The sequence below is a fragment of the Xanthomonas sp. F10 genome (assembly GCF_014206815.1).
GTDB classification, from domain to species: Bacteria; Pseudomonadota; Gammaproteobacteria; order Xanthomonadales; family Xanthomonadaceae; genus Xanthomonas_A; species Xanthomonas_A indica.
Genome location: NZ_JACHNP010000002.1, coordinates 1161013 through 1179427, shown reverse-complemented (window position 1 = coordinate 1179427; position 18415 = coordinate 1161013). Strand labels below are relative to the sequence as shown.

Below are 18415 nucleotides of genomic sequence, written 5' to 3'. Positions count from 1 at the left end.
ATCTCTTATTCCATGCCGTATCGGAAGTGCATGCATCCTGAACTCGAAGCGATCCTGAGCCACTCCCGCGACCTGCCCTCGCCTCCCGGCATTGCCTTGCGCATCATCGAGCTGGCGCAGGACGCGGACGTGGATCTGGCGGCCACCGCCGACGCCATCGCCATGGACATGGCGCTGAGCGCGCGGATGCTGCGCATCGCCAATTCCCCGCTGTACGCCAGCCGCCGGCGCATCGACAACCTCGGCCAGGCACTGACCATGCTCGGACTGAACGCCGCGCTGAGCCTGGCGCTGGGCTTTTCGATGGTGCAGAGCCTGCGTGGCGACGCCAGTGCGCCGCAGGAACGGCTGTGGCGGCGCAGCGTGCTGGCCGCCCTGGCCAGTCGCCTGCTCGGCCAGGCCGCTGGGCTGCGCAAGCACGAGGAGCTGATGCTGGCCGGCCTGCTGCAGGACATGGGCGCGCTGGCCCTGCTGCACGTCTGCCACGACCGGTACGCGGCACTGCTGCAGGAGGCCGAAGGCGATCCGCAGCGGCTGAGCGCCCTGGAGCGCGAACACCTGGGCGCCGACCGCGCCGAGGTCGGCGCCTGGCTGGCGAAGAAATGGAAGCTGCCCGGCTACCTGCAGCGCAGCATCGGCAACGGCAGCGACGCCGAGACGAGCGAACCCTTCGACATCTGCGTGCGCCTGTCCGGGTCGATTGCCGACATCTGGCTCAGCGAGGACACCGAAGCCGCACGCAGCCACGCCATGCAGCGCGCCTATCGCGACCTGCAGCTGGACAGCCGCCGCTTCGACGAAGTGATCGGCCATATCGCCGAGGCGCTGCCAGCAGTCAGCCCCATCTTCGACGTGCGCATCGCGCAGCCGGAGCGGGTCGACGCGATCATCAGCCACGCCCGCGAGCTGATGGTGCTGCGCAATCTGCGCGACGTGCAGGAAGCCAACCGCGTACGCCAGCGCGCCGACGAGTACGAGCAGCATGCGCGGCGCCTGGCCGAGCAGGCCAGCCGCGACGCCCTCACCGGCGTGTTCAACCGGCACCAGCTGGACACCCTGCTGCAGCAGCAGTTCGAACTGGCCAACCGTCACGACTGGCCGCTGTCGGTGGCCTTCATCGACCTGGACGACTTCAAGAAGATCAACGACGCCCACGGCCACCTGGTCGGCGACCAGGTGCTGCGCGCGTTCGCCCAGGCCCTGCAGCCGCTGGTGCGCAGCAGCGACATCGTGGCGCGCTTCGGCGGCGAGGAGTTCCTGGTGCTGCTGCCCAATACCGGCGAGGAAGCCGCGCTCGGGGTAATGCGACGCATCCTGTCCGAGATCGCGCAGCGGCCGATGGCCGAGACCAGGCAGGGACCGCTGCACATCAGCTTCTCCGCGGGCGTGGCCACGCAGGGCGGCCGCGAGCGCTTCAACAGCGCGCAGGAACTGCTGCAGGCGGCCGACGACATGCTGTACAGCGCCAAGCACGGCGGCCGCAACCGCGTCACCGCGCGTTCGTGCGGCGAGGCGCAACGCTGAAGCCTGCCCGGCGCCGCAGACGCGCTGGCGCGCATCGGCTAAAATCGCGTGGTTTGCCCGTCATCCCCCAACGAGGTCGCCATGTCCCAGCTCGCCTATCGCCGCATCCTGTTGAAACTTTCCGGCGAAGCGCTGATGGGGGATGGGGACTACGGCATCGACCCCAAGATCATCAACCGTCTGGCCCATGAGGTGATCGAGGCCCAGCAGGCCGGCGCGGAAGTGGCGCTGGTGATCGGCGGCGGCAACATCTTCCGCGGCGCCGGCCTGGCCGCCGGCGGCATGGACCGGGTCACCGGCGACCACATGGGCATGCTCGCCACCGTCATCAACGCGCTGGCGATGCAGGACGCGCTGGAGAAGCTCGGCGCCAAGGTGCGGGTGATGAGCGCGATCAAGATCAACGACGTGTGCGAGGACTTCATCCGCCGCCGCGCGATCCGCCATCTGGAAAAGGGCCGCATCGCGATCTTCGCCGCCGGCACCGGCAATCCCTTCTTCACCACCGACTCCGGCGCGGCGCTGCGCGCGATCGAGATCGGCGCCGACCTGCTGCTGAAGGCGACCAAGGTCGACGGCGTGTACGACAAGGACCCGAAGAAGCACCCCGACGCGGTGCGCTTCGACAGCCTGACCTACGACGAGGTCATCGCCCGCAACCTCGAGGTGATGGACACCGCCGCCTTCGCCCTGGCTCGCGACAGCGACCTGCCGCTGCGCATCTTCAACATGGGCCAGCCCGGCGAACTGCTGAAGATCCTGCGCGGCGCCGAGATCGGCACGCTGGTGAAGGGTCGGGGCTGATGCCTCGACCCGGGATTGGGGAGTCGGGATGAGGGATTCGCAAGAGCGTTCCGCGCTGCAGCATCGCATCTGCAGGAGCGCCACCGCATCTCACAGCGCCTGAAGCGCGGCTTTTGCGAATCCCAAATCCCCAATCCCCAATCCCGGCCCCACGCCTTTCCCGGCTATAATCGTCCGATTCAGATTCAGCACGGACACCGGCGATGCTCAACGAAATCAAGCAAGACGCACAGACCCGCATGGCCAAGAGCATCGACGCGCTGCGTCATGCGCTCATCAAGGTGCGGACCGGGCGCGCGTCGACCGCCCTGGTCGAGCACCTGAAGGTCAACTACTACGGCTCCGACATGCCGCTGAGCCAGGTCGCCAGCGTGGCCGTCGCCGATGCCCGCTCGCTGACCATCACCCCGTGGGAAAAGCAGATGGTCGGCGCGGTCGAGAAGGCGATCCTGGCCTCGGACCTGGGCCTGACCCCGAACACCGCCGGCACCACCATCCGCCTCAACCTGCCCGCGCTCACCGAGGAGCGCCGCCGCGAGCTGTCCAAGGTCGTGCACGGCGAAGGCGAGGACACCAAGGTCGCGATCCGCAACATCCGCCGCGACGCCAACCAGCAGGTCAAGGACCTGCTGAAGGACAAGAAGGTCACCGAGGACGAGGCCCGCGCCAGCGAGGAGGACATCCAGAAGCTGACCGACAAGGCGATCAAGGACGTGGACGAAGTGGTCAAGGGCAAGGAACAGGAACTGATGGCGGTCTGAGCCTGCGCCTGCCGGCCATGCCTTCCGACCCCGTCCCCATGTCCCTGCCCCGCCACCTGGCCATCATCATGGATGGCAACGGCCGCTGGGCACAGCGCCGCCGTCGGCCGCGCGTGATCGGCCACCGTGCCGGCGCCCGCGCGGTCAACCGCACCATCGACTTCTGCCTGGAGCGCGGCATCGCCGCGCTGACCCTGTTCGCGTTCTCCAGCGAGAACTGGGGACGCCCGCAGGAGGAAGTGGACGCGCTGATGAAGCTGTTCCTGCATGCGCTCGACCGCGAGGTCGAGGAACTGCAGCGGCGCGGGGTGCGCGTGCGCTTCATCGGCGACCGCTCGCGCTTTGCGCCGTCGCTGTGCGAGCGGATGGCCCAGGCCGAGGCGCGCACCCGCGACAACCAGGCCCTGCACCTGTCGATCGCCGCCAGCTACGGCGGCCGCCAGGACATCGCCCTGGCCGCGCGCGCGCTGGCCGAGGACGTCGCTGCCGGGCGCCTGCGCCCGGAGCAGATCGACGAGGAGGCGCTGTCGGCGCGCATGGCGCTGGCCGACCTGCCGCCGCCGGACCTGTTCATCCGCACCGGCGGCGACCTGCGCATCAGCAACTTCCTGCTGTGGCAGCTGGCCTACACCGAACTGTGGTTCACCGAGACCCTCTGGCCCGAGTTCGGCCCCGAGGTGCTGCAACAAGCCCTGGACGACTACGCCCGCCGCGAGCGGCGTTTCGGCCTCACCAGCGCGCAGGTCGCCGAAGCGGCGACGGAGAACGTTTCCGCATGACCCGTACCCGCGTCATCGCCGCGCTGATCATGGCCCCGCTGGCCATCTGCGCCATCCTGCTGCTGCCGACCCAGTGGCTGGTCGCGCTGGCCGCGTTGATCTTCCTGATCGGCCTGTGGGAATGGCTGAAGCTGGCCGAGGTCGACGACACCCTGCCGCGCACCATCCTGCTGATGCTCAACCTGCTGTTGATGGTGCTGCTGGTGTGGGCCTCGGCCGGCTCGCTGGTGCTGTTCCAGCTGACCACCCTGATCGGCGTAGGCTGGTGGTGCGTGGCCTTGCTGTGGCTGGGCTTCTACCGCTTCGGCTCCGACCACGCCACCTACGCGCGGGTGTTCAAGCTGGCCGCCGGCACCCTGGCGATCGTGCCCGCCTGGGCCGCGCTAGGCCTGATCCACGCCAGCGAGCCCAACGGCCATCGCTGGCTGCTGACCGCCCTGGCCACGGTGTGGGCCGCCGATTCCGGCGCCTATTTCGCCGGCCGCCAGTTCGGCAAGCACAAGCTGGCGCCGCGGATCAGCCCCAACAAGACCGTGGAAGGCCTGGTCGGCGGGCTGCTGGCCGGCCTGATCGTGGCCGCCGGCTTCGGCTGGCTGGCCGGGGTGACCCTGCCGCACCTGCCAGGGCTGCTGATCGTGGCTGCGGTCAGCGTGCTGGCCTCGGTGGTCGGCGACCTGTTCGAGAGCCTGCTCAAGCGCCACGTCGGCGCCAAGGACTCGGGCAACGTGATCCCCGGCCACGGCGGCGTGCTGGACCGGATCGACGGCGTGCTGGCGGCGCTGCCGATCTTCGCGCTGGGCAAGGACATCTTCGGGTTCTGAGGCCAGTGAACACGCGATACAGCAAGGACCCGGCGGTCCGCACCATCGCCGTGCTCGGCGCCACCGGCTCGATCGGCGCCTCGGCGCTGGACGTGATCGCGCGCCATCCGCAGCGCCTGCGCGCCGGCGTGTTGGCGGCCGGGCGCAACGTCGACGCGCTGCTGGCGCTGTGCGCCACGCACCGCCCCGCGCATGCGGTGATCGCCGATCCGGCCCTCTACCCGGCCTTGCGTGACGGCCTGCGCGCGGCCGGGCTGTCGACTCAGGCGCATGCCGGCGACGCCGCCCTGGATCAATTGGTAGCCAGCGACGCCTGCGACAGCGTGGTCGCCGCCATCGTCGGCGCCGCCGGTCTGGCCTCGACCCTGGCCGCCGCGCGTGCCGGCAAGCGCCTGTTGCTGGCCAACAAGGAGGCGCTGGTGCTGGCCGGGGAGCTGGTCACCGCCGCGGCCGCGGCCGCCGGCGCCGAGATCATCCCGATCGACAGCGAACACAACGCCATCTTCCAGTGCCTGCGCTCGCGCCAGACCGGCGCCGAGGTGCGGCGGGTGCTGCTGACCGCCTCCGGCGGCCCGTTCCGCGGCTGGGACCGCGCGCGCCTGCAGGCGGTGACCCCGGCACAGGCCGTGGCGCACCCGAAGTGGTCGATGGGGCCGAAGATCTCCGTCGATTCGGCGACGTTGATGAACAAGGGCCTGGAAGTCATCGAGGCCCACCACCTGTTCGCACTGGCACCCGAGCGCATCGAGGTGCTGGTGCACCCGCAGAGCCTGGTGCACTCGCTGGTCGAGTTCATCGACGGTTCGACCCTGGCGCAGATGGGCCTGCCGGACATGCGCACCACCCTGGCGGTGGGCCTGGGCTGGCCGGAGCGCATCGCTTCCGGGGTCGCCGGTCTGGACCTGCTGGCGCAGGGCCGGCTGGACTTCGAGGCGCCGGACCTGGACGCCTTCCCCTGCCTGGCCCTGGCCTGGCGCGCGATGCAGGCCGGCGGCAGCGCCCCGGCGATCCTGAATGCGGCCAACGAAGTGGCCGTTTCAGCCTTTCTTCAGGGCCGGATCGGTTTCCTATCGATTCCTGCGCTGGTCGAGAACGCCCTGACCGAGCTGCCTGCGGTCGCGGCCGATTCCCTGGACGCATTGCTGGCGGCGGATGCGCACTCGCGCAAGATCACCGAACTCGCCATTGCCCGCCACTTCGCCCATGCTTGATTCCCACGCCGCCATGAGCCACGCGCATGGGTAATGTCGTCGGCTCCATCTGGTGGATGCTGGTCAGCCTGGGCATCCTGGTGACCTTCCACGAGTTCGGCCATTTCTGGGTCGCGCGCCGCTGCGGGGTCAAGGTCCTGCGCTTCTCGGTGGGCTTCGGCAAGCCGCTGTGGTCGCGCTACGACCGCCACGGCACCGAGTTCGCGATCGCCGCGATCCCGCTCGGCGGCTACGTGAAGATGCTCGACGAACGCGAAGGCGAGGTCGCCCCGGCCGAGCGCGCGCAGGCCTTCAACAACAAGAGCGTGTGGCAGCGCATCGCCATCGTCGCCGCCGGCCCCATCGCCAACCTGATCCTGTGCGTTGCGTTCCTCTGGGCGATGTTCGTGATCGGCAAGCAGGACTACGCGCCGATCGTCGGCCGCGCCGAAGGCCTGGCGCAGCAGGCCGGGTTCCAGCCCGGCGAGCGCATCGTCCGCGTCGGCGACCGCGACGTGGCCACCTGGAGCGAGGCCGCCATGCAGCTGACCGTCGCCGCCATGGATCGCGAAGACGTGCCGGTGCTGACCGAGGACGCGCAGGACGGTGCCAGCCGCACCCACACCCTGCGCCTGTCGCAGCTGCCGGTCGGCTTCGACGAACAGCAGGTGCCGGCCCTGGCCGGCCTGACCTGGCGCTTCACCCTGCAGCCGGCTGTGATCGCCAACGTCGCCCCCGGCTCGGCCGCCGACGGCGTGCTGCGCCCCGGCGACCGCGTGCTGGCGGTGGACGGCAGTCCGATCACCAGCGCCGACCAGGTGGCGCCGCGGGTGCAAGCCCTGGGCCGCGACGGCGGCAACGGCCTGATCGAGGTCGAGCGCAACGGCGAGCGGCTGGCCCTGGAGGTCCATCTCAAGCAGGCCGCCAGCCCCGGCGCGCCGACCTGGAAGCTGGGGGTCGGCATCGGCGAGCAGCGCCGCCCCGCCTACGATGCCACCCTGCGCTACGGCCCGCTGGCGGCGATCCCGGTCGCCTTTCGCGAGACCGGCCGGATGGCCGGCGACACTCTCGGCATCCTGCGCCGCATGCTGACCGGCGAGGCCTCGCTGAAGAACGTCTCCGGCCCGATCACCATCGCCAAGGTCGCCAATGTCTCGGCCAAGCAGGGCCCGGACTGGTTCCTGAATTTCCTGGCCCTGCTGTCGCTGAGCCTGGCGATCATGAACCTGCTGCCGATCCCGATCTTGGACGGCGGGCACTTGCTGTATTACCTTATCGAGTTGGTCAAGGGCAGCCCGCTGAGCGAGCGCGCCATGGCGGCGGGACAATTCGTGGGCCTGACGTTGCTGGCAGGGCTGATGGGGTTGGCGTTCTACAACGACCTCTTCGGCCAGGCCCTGCGATGACCCGCGCCGATTCACTCGACCCGCTGTCGTCTTGCGCCGGCGCCCATGCAACAACGATATCGACCTCTACCGGACGTGACATGACGAGATTTCCCACTCGCCGCCTACTTGCCCTCGCCCTCGCCGCCAGCCTCAGCCTGCCGGCCCTGGCCCAGGTAGCGGAGCCCTTCACCGCCAGCGACATCCGCGTCGACGGGCTGCAACGCATTTCGTCCGGCACCGTGTTCACCTACCTGCCGGTAGAGCGCGGCGACACCGTGGACGAGGCCAAGGTCGCCGAGGCGATCCGTGCGCTGTACCGCACCGGCTTCTTCGAGGACGTGCGCGTCGATCGCCAGGGCAACATCCTGGTGGTCACGGTCAAGGAACGTCCGGCGATCAACAAGCTGACCGTCACCGGCAACAAGGACATCAAGAGCGAGGAACTGCTCAAGGGCCTGTCCGACATCGGCCTCAGCGAAGGCGGCACCTTCGACCGGCTGAGCCTGGACCGGGTGACCCAGGAACTGACCCGCCAGTACAACAACCGCGGCAAGTACAACGTCGAGATCACCCCGACGGTGAGTCCACTGGATCGCAACCGCGTCGACGTGGCCATCGCGATCAAGGAAGGCAAGGCGGCCAAGATCCGCCACGTCAACCTGATCGGCACCGAGAAGTTCCTCAACAAGGACATCCTGGAGAACTGGGAGTCGCGCGAGCACAACTGGCTGTCCTGGTACCGCCGCGACGACCAGTATTCCAAGGAAAAGCTGTCCGGCGACTTGGAGAAGCTCAACTCCTGGTACCTGGATCGCGGCTACGTCGACTTCAGCGTCGACTCCACCCAGGTGGCGATCAGCCCCGACAAGCGCGACATGTACCTGACCGCCGGCATCACCGAAGGCGAGCAGTACAAGATCTCCGACATCAAGGTCACCGGCGACACCATCCTGCCGCAGGAAGAGATCGAGAAGCTGGTGATCCCCAAGCCGGGCGACACCTTCTCGCGCGCGCTGCTGGAATACAGCTCCGACGCCATCACCAACACCCTGAGCAACATCGGTTACGCCTTCGCCAAGGTCACCCCGATCCCGACCACCGACCGCGAGAAGCGCACGGTGGCGGTGAACCTGCAGGTGACGCCGGGCCCGCGCGTGTCGGTGCGGCGGATCGTGTTCCGCGGCAACACCCGCACCTCCGACGAAGTGTTGCGGCGCGAAATGCGCCAGTTCGAAGACACCTGGTACTCGCAGGCGGCGATCGACCGCTCCAAGATCCGCCTGCAGCGCCTGGGCTACTTCGAGACGGTGGACGTGGAAACCCCGCCGGTGCCGGGCAGCAACGACAAGGTCGACGTGGTCTACAACGTCAAGGAGACCACCTCGGGCAGCTTCACCTTCGGCCTGGGCTACTCGCAGACCTACGGCGTCACCACCTCGGTGCAGCTGTCGCAGAACAACTTCCTCGGCGGCGGTAACCGCGTCGCGGTGGATGCTTCGCGCAGCAGCTACCAGGAGCGCTACGCGTTCTCCTACACCAATCCGTTCTTCACCGACGACGGCGTGTCGCTGGGCTACAACCTGTCGTGGCGCAAGCTGGACTACTCCGACTTCGGCACCGCGCAGTACAACAGCACCAACGGCGCGGCGCAGGTGATCTTCGGCGTGCCGATCACCGAGACCGACAGCGTCTCGCTGATGTTCGGCGTGGACAGCAACCAGATCACCACCTATCCCGGTTTCACCCCGCAGGCGATCATCAACTACATCGATGCGATGGGGACCAAGACCTTCCACGCCTGGCGCAGTGAACTGGGCTGGGCCCGCGACACCCGCGACCAATACTTCATGCCGACCCGCGGCATGTACCAGCGCGTGGGCCTGGAAGCCACCCTGCCCGGCTCGACCGTGGAGTACTGGAAGCTCAACTACCAGATCTCCAAGTACTGGCCGCTGTCGTCGTCGCTGGTGCTGAATACGCGTGCCGAATTCGGCTACGGCGACAGCTACGGCAGCGACGTGTCGCGCGACATCTGCGGCAGCTACACGAACGATGCGCAAGGCACCACGACCTTCAACTCGCAGGCCTGCGACGGTTCCAACCTGATCCGCCGCGTCACCGCCTCGGGCCTGCCGTTCTACGAGAACTTCTACGCCGGCGGCACCAACTCGGTCCGCGGCTTCGAGGACAACACCCTCGGCCCGCGCTCCGAAGCCACCGCCTCGTACCGCCGCGGCCAGCCGCTGGGCGGCTCGTTCAAGACCGTCGGCTCCTTCGAAATGTACTTCCCGAAGCTGTTCGACAGCCCGTCGGCGCGCATTTCGGCGTTCGTCGATTTCGGCAACGTGTTCAACGGCGTGGACAACTTCAAGTCCAACGAACTGCGTGCGTCCACCGGTATCGCCCTGCTGTGGCGGGCGCCGGTCGGCCCGATCTCGATCAGCTATGCGATTCCGCTGAAGAAGGAAGACAACGACGAGATCGAGCGCCTCCAGTTCACGTTCGGCGGCCAGTTCTGATCGAGGCGTGACGCGGCCTTCACATCGCATCGCCGCTGCGCCAACGTAGTGCCGCCGCCAATCGGGGCGGCACTACAATCAGGACGCAATCAGATGAAGAAGACCAATCGCGGTTCTGTAACGGGCTGGTGTTTCGCTTCTTTATTGGCGCTTTCCACGTTCTCGGGCGTGGCGATGGCTGACTGTTACGATAATTACTCGGCCTGCCTGGCGCATCCGGACGGCATGAACTGCGACGCAAACTTGCGATATTGCCTTGCAAACACCAAGTCACCGGGGCAGGGACAGATCGTCCTCGGCGAGCAGCTTCAGAGTAGCGTCGCCAAACACGATCTGGCCAAAGTAGCCGCAACCGATCCGAAATCCACCAGCCACCGCGGCAGCTGATCTCGGAAAAGCAGTTTCCTGATGCATCCACGAGGCCCGGTCAACCCGGGCCTCGTCGTGACTAGCACACGAGCAGAGAATAGACTTCTATCCGTGATGAATTCCTATACCGCTGACGAGATCGCCGAGCGTTTCGGCCTGCAGGTGCATGGCGACGGCAGCGTCGCGGTGCATGGCGTGGCCACGCTGGCGCAGGCCGGCCCGGGGCAGCTCAGCTTCCTGGCCAATCCCCGCTACCGTGCGCAACTGGCCGACAGCACCGCGGCCGTCGTGGTGCTGCGCGCCGACGACGCCGAGGCGGCGCCGGGCACCGCGCTGATCGCGCGCGATCCGTACGTGGCCTTCGCCAAGATCGCCGCGCTGTTCGACGTGGCCCCGCTGCGGCCGCCCGGCATCCATCCCAGCGCCAGCATCGATCCCAGCGCGCAGGTCGCGGCCAGCGCGCACATCGGCGCCTTCGTCAGCATCGGCGCGCGCAGCGTGGTCGGCGAAGGGTGCGTGATCGGCCCCGGCTGCGTGATCGGCGAGGACTGCCAGGTCGGCGCCGGCAGCGAACTGATCGCCCGCGTCACCCTGGTCACCCGGGTGCGCCTGGGCCAGCGCGTGCGCGTGCATCCCGGCGCGGTGCTCGGCGCCGACGGCTTCGGCCTGGCGATGGATGCCGGCCGCTGGATCAAGGTGCCGCAACTGGGCGGCGTCAGCATCGGCGACGATTGCGAGATCGGCGCCAACACCTGCGTGGACCGCGGTGCGCTGGAAGACACCACCCTCGAAGAAGACGTGCGCCTGGACAACCTGGTGCAGGTCGCGCACAACGTGCACATCGGCGCGCACAGCGCCATCGCCGGCTGCACCGGCATCGCCGGCAGCGCCAAGATCGGCCGCTACGTGATGCTCGGCGGCGCGGTCGGCGTGGTCGGCCACCTGGAGATCTGCGACAAGGTCGTGGTCACCGGCAAGTCGGTCGTGCGCAACTCCATCCACGAGCCGGGCGAGTACTCGTCCGGCACCCCATTGACCGACAACCGCACGTGGCGCAAGAACGCCGCGCGCTTCAAACAGCTCGATGCCCTGGCCCGTCGCATCCTGTCTGTCAGCAAGGAGAAGGAATGAGCCACGATCAGCCCCTGCCGGACATCGCCCAGATTCGCGCACTGCTCCCGCACCGCTACCCGTTCCTGCTGGTGGACAAGGTGGTCTCGCTGGATTTCGAGAACCGCCGGATCGTCGCGCACAAGAACGTGAGCATCAACGAGCCGTATTTCCAGGGCCATTTCCCCGGCCAGCCGATCATGCCCGGCGTGCTGATCATCGAGGCGCTGGCGCAGGCCGGCGGCATCCTGACCCAGTTGGCGATGGGCCGCGACGCGCAGTCCAAGCTGTTCTACATGGTCAAGGTCGACAACGCCCGCTTCAACAGCCAGGTGGTGCCCGGCGACGTGCTGGAGCTGCATGTGGAGATCAAGCGGGTGATCCGCAACATGGCGGTGTACTACGGCGAGGCCAAGGTCGACGGCAAGGTCGTGGCCTGCGCCGAAGTGCTGTGCGCCGGCACCCGCGAATGACCCTGGCAGGAGACCTGCAATGAGCGCCAACGCCCCCCTGATTCACCCCTCCGCGATCATCGACCCCGGCGCGAAGCTCGCCGCCGACGTGCGCGTCGGCGCCTTCACCGTGATCGGCGCCGAGGTGGAGATCGGCGAAGGCTGCGAGATCGGCTCGCATTGCAGCATCGTCGGCCCGACCCGGCTGGGCCGCGACAACCGCCTGGTCGGCCACGTCGCGCTCGGCGGCGACCCGCAGGACAAGAAGTTCGCCGGCGAACGCACCGAACTGGTGATCGGCGACCGCAACGTGATCCGCGAGTTCGTCACCGTCAGCCGCGGCACCGGCAGCGGCGGCGGCATCACCCGGGTCGGCAGCGACAACTGGTTCCTCGCCTACACCCATGTCGCCCACGACTGCATCGTCGGCAACCACTGCGTGTTCTCCAACAACACCACCCTGGCCGGGCATGTGGAAGTGGGCGACCACGTCATCATCAGCGGCTTCGCCGGCGCGCATCAGTTCTGCCGCATCGGCGATCACGCCTTCCTCGGCATGGGCGCGCTGATCAACGGCGACGTCCCGCCGTTCACCATGGTCGGCGGCAATTCGCTGGGACGCCCGCGCGGCATCAACAGCGAAGGACTCAAACGCCGCGGCTTCGATCCCGAACGCGTGGCCGCGATCAAGCGCGCCTACCGTGCGCTGTACGTGGCCGGCCTGCCGCTGGCCGAGGCCAAGCACCAGTTGGCGGTGCTCGCCGAAGGCAGCGAGGACGTGCGTGCGATGCTGGAATTCATCGAATCCAGCGAGCGGCCGTTGTTGCGATGAACGCCGGAGCCGGGACTCGGGACCCGGGACCCGGGGCCCGCAATGAGGTCACCGGTGCTTCCAGCTTCCCGCCGGAAGTCGCGGCGTTCCCTTCTCTTGGTCGGGATCCGGCGCTCTCTGTCCCGGGCCCCGGGTCCCGGGCCCCGGGTCCCGACTCCATCCGCATCGCCCTCGTCGCCGGCGAGGCCTCCGGCGATCTGCTGGGCGCGGGGCTGATCGAGGCGCTGCGCGCGCGCTACCCCGACGCCGAGTTCGCCGGGGTCGGTGGCGAGGCGATGCGCCAGGCCGGTTGCGAGACCTGGTTCGACGCCAGCGAGCTGGCGGTGATGGGCCTGCTGGAAGTGCTGCGGCACCTGCCGCGCCTGCTCACGCTGCGCCGCGCGCTGCGCGAGCGGTTGCTGGCGTGGCGGCCGGACGTGTTCGTCGGCATCGACGCCCCCGACTTCAATCTCGGCGTGGAGCGCTGGCTGAAGCAGCGCGGGCTGCGCACCGTGCATTACGTCAGCCCGTCGGTGTGGGCCTGGCGCGAGCAGCGCGCGGCCAAGATCGGCGCCAGCGCTGACCGGGTGCTGTGCCTGTTCCCGATGGAGCCGGCGATCTACGCCAAACACGGCGTGGATGCGCGCTTCGTCGGCCATCCCATGGCCGACGCGATCGCGCTGCACGCCGACCGCGACGCCGCGCGGGCCCCCCTCGGCCTTCCCGCCAACGTGCCGGTGCTGGCGGTCCTGCCGGGCAGCCGCCTGGGCGAGATCGGCAAGCTCGGCGACACCTTCTTCGCCGCCGCCGCGCAGGTGCTGCAGCAGTTGCCGAACGCGCGCGTGCTGGTGCCGGCCGCCAATGCCGCGTGCAAGGCGCTGATCGCCGAGCAACTCGCGCGCTCGGCCTTGCCGCCGGCCGCCACCCAGGTGCTGGACGGCAACGCGCGCACCGCCCTGCTCGCTGCCGACGCGGTGCTGCTGGCCTCCGGCACCGCAACCCTGGAAGCCATGCTGGTGAAGCGGCCGATGGTGGTCGGCTACAAGGTCGCCCCGCTCACCTACCGCATCGTCAAGGCGCTGGGTTTGCTGAAGGTGGACCGCTACGCGCTGCCCAACATCCTGGCCGGCCACGATCTGGCGCCGGAACTGATGCAGGACGCCTGCACCCCCGACGCGCTGGCCGCCGCCCTGCTGCACTGGCTGCGAGACCCGCAGGCGGTGGCGGCGCTGCAGCCCGAGTACGAACGCCTGCACCTGCTGCTGCGCCAGGACGCCTCGGCACGCGCGGCGGATGCGGTGGCTGAATTGATGGAAGGTGGGGACCCGGGACCCGGGGCCCGGGACTCGGAACGGCACATCCCGTGAACGGACAGCAGCCAGAATTGCAGCTCTTCCCCGGGTCCCGGTTCCCGGGTCCCGGGCCCCGGCTCTACGCCGGCGTCGACGAGGCCGGCCGCGGTCCGCTGGCCGGGCCGGTGGCAGTGGCGGCGGTGGTGTTCGATCCGGCGCGCACCCGCATCAACGGGCTGGACGATTCCAAGCAACTGACCGCGGCGCGGCGCGAGACGCTGTATGCGCGCATCGTCGAGCGGGCGCTGGCCTGGCAGGTGGTGCTGATCGAGGCCGAGGAGATCGACCGCCTGAACATCTACCAGGCGACCATGCTGGGCATGCGCCGCGCGGTCGAGGGCGTGGCCCACGTCGCCGGCTTCGCCCGCATCGACGGCAACCGCGTGCCCAAGGGCCTGCCCTGCGCCGCCGAGGCGCTGGTCGGCGGCGATGCCCGCGACCGCGCGATCATGGCCGCCTCCATCGTGGCCAAGGTCACCCGCGACCGGATCATGCAACGCCTGCACGACGAGCACCCGCACTACGGCTTCGATCTGCACAAGGGCTACGCCACCCCGGCGCACCTGGCGGCACTGGCCGCGCACGGCCCCTGCATCCACCACCGGCGCAGCTTCGCGCCGGTCAGGATGGCCCTGGAAAGCCGGGACCCGGGTCCCGGGACCCGGGTCCCGGAACAGCAACTGGTCGCATAAGCTCCGAATTCGACGCCACTTACCGTTACCGGTGTCCACGCCGATCGCGCGATGGTCCCAAGCGCGTGCGCGGACGGCAGTCCTGGCTTTTGCTTTTCCGGGTCCCGGGTCCCGGGTCCCCGGTCCCGGCTCTTCCGCCTGTCAAGCCTTGCCCGGCTCGCCCCCCGCCGCTACCCTGCCCGGGCATCGCTCTGGTTCCGCATGTCCACTTCCCGCTTCGCCCATCTGCACATCCACACCGAGTTCTCGCTGGCGGATTCGACCATCCGTGTGCCCGAGAAACCGGATCAGGCTGACCCGAAGAAAGCCAAGCAGGCCAACCTGCTCAGCCGCGCAGTGGAGCTGGACCTGCCTGCGCTGGCGGTCACCGACCTCAACAACCTGTTCGCGCTGGTCAAGTTCTACAAAGCCGCCGAGGGCGTGGGCATCAAGCCGATCGCCGGCGCCGACCTGCTGATCGCCGACGGCGCCCAGGCGCCGTGGCGGCTGACCGTGCTGTGCCGCAACCGCGACGGCTACCTGAGCCTGTCGCGGCTGCTGACCCGCGCCTGGCTGGAAGGCCACCGCAGCGAAGGCGGCGTGGCGCTGCGCCCGGAATGGCTGCAGACCGGCAGCGACAACCTGTTCGCGCTGGCCGGCCGCGAGAGCCTGGCCGGGCGCCTGGCCAGCGAAGGCCGCCACGACCTGGCCGAGCAGCAACTGGCCGACTGGCAGCGCATCTTCGGCGACGGCCTGCACCTGGAACTGACCCGAACCGGCCGCGACGGCGAGGAGGCGTTCAACCAGTTCGCCCTGCACGCCGCCGGCACCCGCGGCCTGCCGGTGATCGCCAGCAACGACGTGCGTTTCCTGTACGCCAGCGACTTCGCCGCGCACGAGGCGCGCGTGTGCATCTCCTCCGGTCGCGTGCTCGACGACCCCAAGCGTCCGCGCGACTACAGCGACCAGCAGTACCTGAAGTCGGCCGAGGAAATGGCCGCGCTGTTCGCCGACATCCCCGACGCGATCGACAATACGCTGGCGCTGGCGCAACGCTGCAACATCGAGATGCAGCTGGGCACCTACTTCCTGCCCGCCTACCCGGTGCCCGACGACGAGACGCTGGACAGCTGGATCCGCAGCCAGTCGCGCGACGGCCTGGCCGCGCGCCTGGAAAAGAACCCGCTGGCGCCCGGCAAGACCCGCCAGGACTACGTGGACCGGCTCGAGTTCGAGCTGGACACCATCATCAAGATGGGCTTCCCCGGCTACTTCCTGATCGTGGCCGACTTCATCCAGTGGGGCAAGAATCAGGGCATCCCGATCGGCCCGGGCCGCGGCTCCGGTGCCGGTTCGCTGGTGGCGTGGGCGCTGCAGATCACCGACCTGGACCCGCTGCCGTACAACCTGCTGTTCGAGCGCTTCCTCAACCCGGAACGCGTGTCGATGCCCGACTTCGACATCGACTTCTGCATGGATCGCCGCGACGAGGTGATCGACTACGTGGCGCGCAAGTACGGCCGCGACCGGGTCAGCCAGATCATCACCTACGGCACCATGGCCGCCAAGGCGGTGGTGCGCGACTGCGGCCGCGTGCTCGGCTTCCCGTACGGCCTGGTCGACGGCGTCGCCAAGCTGATCCCCAACATCCTCGGCATCACGCTGAAGGATGCGATGGGCGAAGGCAAGGACAGCGAGATGGCCTCGCCGGAGCTGATCCAGCGCTACCAGGCCGAGGACGACGTCCGCGACCTGATGGACCTGGCGCGGCAGCTCGAGGACCTGACCCGCAACGCCGGCAAGCACGCCGGTGGCGTGGTGATCGCGCCGACGCCGCTGTCCGACTTCTGCCCGCTGTTCGCCGAACACGACGTCGACAACTTCGGCAAGAACCCAGTCACCCAGTTCGACAAGGACGACGTCGAACAGGTCGGCCTGGTCAAGTTCGACTTCCTCGGCCTGCGCACCCTGACCATCATCGACTGGGCGGTGAAGGCGATCAACGTGCGCCACGCGCGCGCCGGCATTCCGCCGGTGGAGATCGCCGCGATCCCGCTCGACGACGCGCCGACCTACAAGGGCATCTTCGCCTCGGGCAACACCGGCGCGGTGTTCCAGTTCGAATCCTCGGGCATGCGCCGGCTGCTGAAGGACGCCCGCCCCGACCGCTTCGAGGACCTCATCGCGCTGGTCTCGCTGTACCGCCCCGGCCCGATGGACCTGATCCCCTCGTTCAACGCGCGCAAGCACGGCCAGGAAGAGATCGTCTATCCCGATCCGCGCACCGAAGCGATCCTGAAGGACACCTACGGCATCATGGTGTACCAGGAGCAGGTGATGCAGATGGCGCAGATCGTCGGCGGCTACTCGCTGGGCGGCGCCGACCTGCTGCGCCGCGCGATGGGCAAGAAGGTGCCGGCGGAAATGGCCAAGCACCGCGAGATCTTCCGCGAGGGTGCGGCCAAGGGCGGCGTCGGCGAGGCCAAGGCCGACGAAATCTTCGACCTGATGGAGAAGTTCGCCGGCTACGGCTTCAACAAGTCGCACGCCGCCGCCTACGCGCTGGTCAGCTACCAGACCGCGTGGCTGAAACGCCACTACCCGGCCGAGTTCATGGCGGCCACGCTGTCCTCGGACATGGACAACACCGACAAGGTGGTCGGCTTCCTCGACGAGGTGCGCAACCTCGGCCTGACCGTGCTGCCGCCGCGCATCAACGCGTCGGCCTACATGTTCGAGGCGGCCACGCCGGACACCATCCAGTACGGTCTGGGCGCGATCAAGGGCGTGGGCCGCGGCGCCTGCGAAGCGATCGTGGCCGAGCGCGAGCGCGGCGGCGAGTACGCCTCGCTGCTGGATTTCTGCACCCGCGTGGAGTCGGCCAAGCTCAACAAGCGCACGCTGGAAGCGATGATCAACGCCGGCGCGATGGACGGGCTGGGCAGCAACCGCGCCACGCTGATGCTGCAGTTGCCGGAGGTGATGAAGGCCACCGAGCAGATGGCGCGCGAGCGCGCCTCCGGACAGAACTCGCTGTTCGGCGGCGCCGACACCAGCGCGCCTGCGCTGCGCCTGGACCTGCCGGAGAGCAAGGAATGGCCGCTGGGCCAGTTGCTGGCCGGCGAACGCGAGACGCTGGGCTTCTACCTCAGCGGCCATCCGTTCGATCCGTACCGCGACGAAGTGCGCGAACTGGTCGGCTGCGACCTGAGCGCGCTGGAGAAGATCTGCGCGCAATCCGGCGGCGGCCGCGGCGGCAGTGGCGACGGCGAGAAGCGCGCGTGGCGCCCGGAGGTCAGCGCGATCCTCGCCGGCCAGGTGGTTGGCGTGCGCCGCAAGGGCGACAGCCAGGTGTTCGTGCAACTGGAGGACGGCCGCGGCCGCATCGAGTGCAGCGCGTTCTCCGACGCCATCGCCGAATTCGGCCACCTGCTGACCCGCGACCGCATCCTCATCGTCAAGGGCGGCGTGCGCGAGGACGAATTCAACGGCGGCTATGCCATGCGCATCCGCCAGTGCTGGGACTACGAGCAGATCTGCACGCACCACGCGCAGCGCCTGTCGCTGCGCCTGGACCTGCGCCAGCGCAGCGCCTGGCCGCGCATCGACGGCCTGCTCGCCCGCCACCGTCCGGGCAAGACCCCCCTGCGCCTGGACCTGCTGCTGCAGTCGGCGCAGGGCGGCATCGCCGGCATGCTCGACCTCAACGGCAGCCATTCGGTGCGCGTGGATCCGCAGCTGCTGGACGCCCTGCGCGGCGACCCGGCGGTGCGCGCGGTGAAGGTCAAGTACAGCCCGCCGTGGGCGAACTGACCCTCGCTGCAAACCGAATCGGCTCTCTCTTTTTTCCTTCCGTTCTGGATA

At 68.8% G+C, this 18415-nt stretch carries 14 protein-coding genes and 1 pseudogene; all 15 read left to right on the top strand.

Annotation, left to right across the window (positions count from 1 at the left end):
• Positions 1 to 30 precede the first annotated feature (30 nt).
• On the top strand, positions 31 to 1524 hold the full coding sequence (locus tag FHR56_RS16365) for a GGDEF domain-containing protein (RefSeq protein ID WP_160945797.1): 1494 nt from the start codon (positions 31 to 33) through the stop codon (positions 1522 to 1524).
• A gap of 81 nt (positions 1525 to 1605) precedes the next feature.
• Positions 1606 to 2328 carry a UMP kinase gene (gene pyrH / locus FHR56_RS16360; RefSeq protein ID WP_160945796.1) on the top strand — a complete coding sequence of 241 codons (723 nt, stop codon included), beginning with the start codon at positions 1606 to 1608 and terminating at the stop codon, positions 2326 to 2328.
• A gap of 203 nt (positions 2329 to 2531) precedes the next feature.
• Positions 2532 to 3089 (top strand): ribosome recycling factor, encoded by a 558-nt coding sequence (gene frr / locus FHR56_RS16355; RefSeq protein WP_160945795.1) that lies wholly within the window; start codon positions 2532 to 2534, stop codon positions 3087 to 3089.
• A gap of 38 nt (positions 3090 to 3127) precedes the next feature.
• A complete protein-coding gene (uppS, locus tag FHR56_RS16350) occupies positions 3128 to 3868 on the top strand; it encodes a polyprenyl diphosphate synthase (protein ID WP_160945794.1) in 741 nt (246 codons plus the stop codon).
• Positions 3865 to 4689, top strand: coding sequence for a phosphatidate cytidylyltransferase (locus tag FHR56_RS16345; protein WP_017911571.1), 825 nt, complete (start codon positions 3865 to 3867; stop codon positions 4687 to 4689). The genes uppS and FHR56_RS16345 overlap by 4 nt, the downstream gene beginning before the upstream one ends.
• Positions 4690 to 4694: 5 nt before the next feature.
• Positions 4695 to 5900, top strand: a complete 1206-nt coding sequence (locus FHR56_RS16340) for a 1-deoxy-D-xylulose-5-phosphate reductoisomerase (RefSeq protein ID WP_160945793.1) — start codon at positions 4695 to 4697, stop codon at positions 5898 to 5900.
• 26 nt (positions 5901 to 5926) lie between these two features.
• Positions 5927 to 7285, top strand: a complete 1359-nt coding sequence (gene rseP, locus FHR56_RS16335) for an RIP metalloprotease RseP (protein WP_160945792.1) — start codon at positions 5927 to 5929, stop codon at positions 7283 to 7285.
• A gap of 80 nt (positions 7286 to 7365) precedes the next feature.
• A complete protein-coding gene (gene bamA, locus FHR56_RS16330) occupies positions 7366 to 9786 on the top strand; it encodes an outer membrane protein assembly factor BamA (RefSeq protein ID WP_160945791.1) in 2421 nt (806 codons plus the stop codon).
• A 93-nt stretch (positions 9787 to 9879) separates the two neighbouring features.
• Complete coding sequence (locus FHR56_RS16325) at positions 9880 to 10173, top strand: hypothetical protein (protein WP_160945790.1); 294 nt, start codon at positions 9880 to 9882, stop codon at positions 10171 to 10173.
• 96 nt (positions 10174 to 10269) lie between these two features.
• On the top strand, positions 10270 to 11286 hold the full coding sequence (gene lpxD, locus FHR56_RS16320) for a UDP-3-O-(3-hydroxymyristoyl)glucosamine N-acyltransferase (RefSeq protein WP_160945789.1): 1017 nt from the start codon (positions 10270 to 10272) through the stop codon (positions 11284 to 11286).
• Positions 11283 to 11738: a 3-hydroxyacyl-ACP dehydratase FabZ gene (fabZ, locus tag FHR56_RS16315; RefSeq protein WP_019797386.1), complete on the top strand. Its 456-nt coding sequence runs from the start codon at positions 11283 to 11285 to the stop codon at positions 11736 to 11738. The genes lpxD and fabZ overlap by 4 nt, the downstream gene beginning before the upstream one ends.
• A 19-nt stretch (positions 11739 to 11757) precedes the next feature.
• The gene (gene lpxA, locus FHR56_RS16310) at positions 11758 to 12549 is read left to right on the top strand and encodes an acyl-ACP--UDP-N-acetylglucosamine O-acyltransferase (protein WP_017908793.1); all 792 of its coding nucleotides are present in this window, start codon (positions 11758 to 11760) and stop codon (positions 12547 to 12549) included.
• A gap of 161 nt (positions 12550 to 12710) precedes the next feature.
• A pseudogene (gene lpxB / locus FHR56_RS16305) lies at positions 12711 to 13895 on the top strand (lipid-A-disaccharide synthase); the annotation flags it as partial.
• A 17-nt stretch (positions 13896 to 13912) separates the two neighbouring features.
• Complete coding sequence (locus FHR56_RS16300; RefSeq protein ID WP_160945788.1) at positions 13913 to 14572, top strand: ribonuclease HII; 660 nt, start codon at positions 13913 to 13915, stop codon at positions 14570 to 14572.
• A gap of 201 nt (positions 14573 to 14773) precedes the next feature.
• Complete coding sequence (gene dnaE / locus FHR56_RS16295) at positions 14774 to 18364, top strand: DNA polymerase III subunit alpha (protein WP_160945787.1); 3591 nt, start codon at positions 14774 to 14776, stop codon at positions 18362 to 18364.
• Positions 18365 to 18415 lie beyond the last annotated feature (51 nt).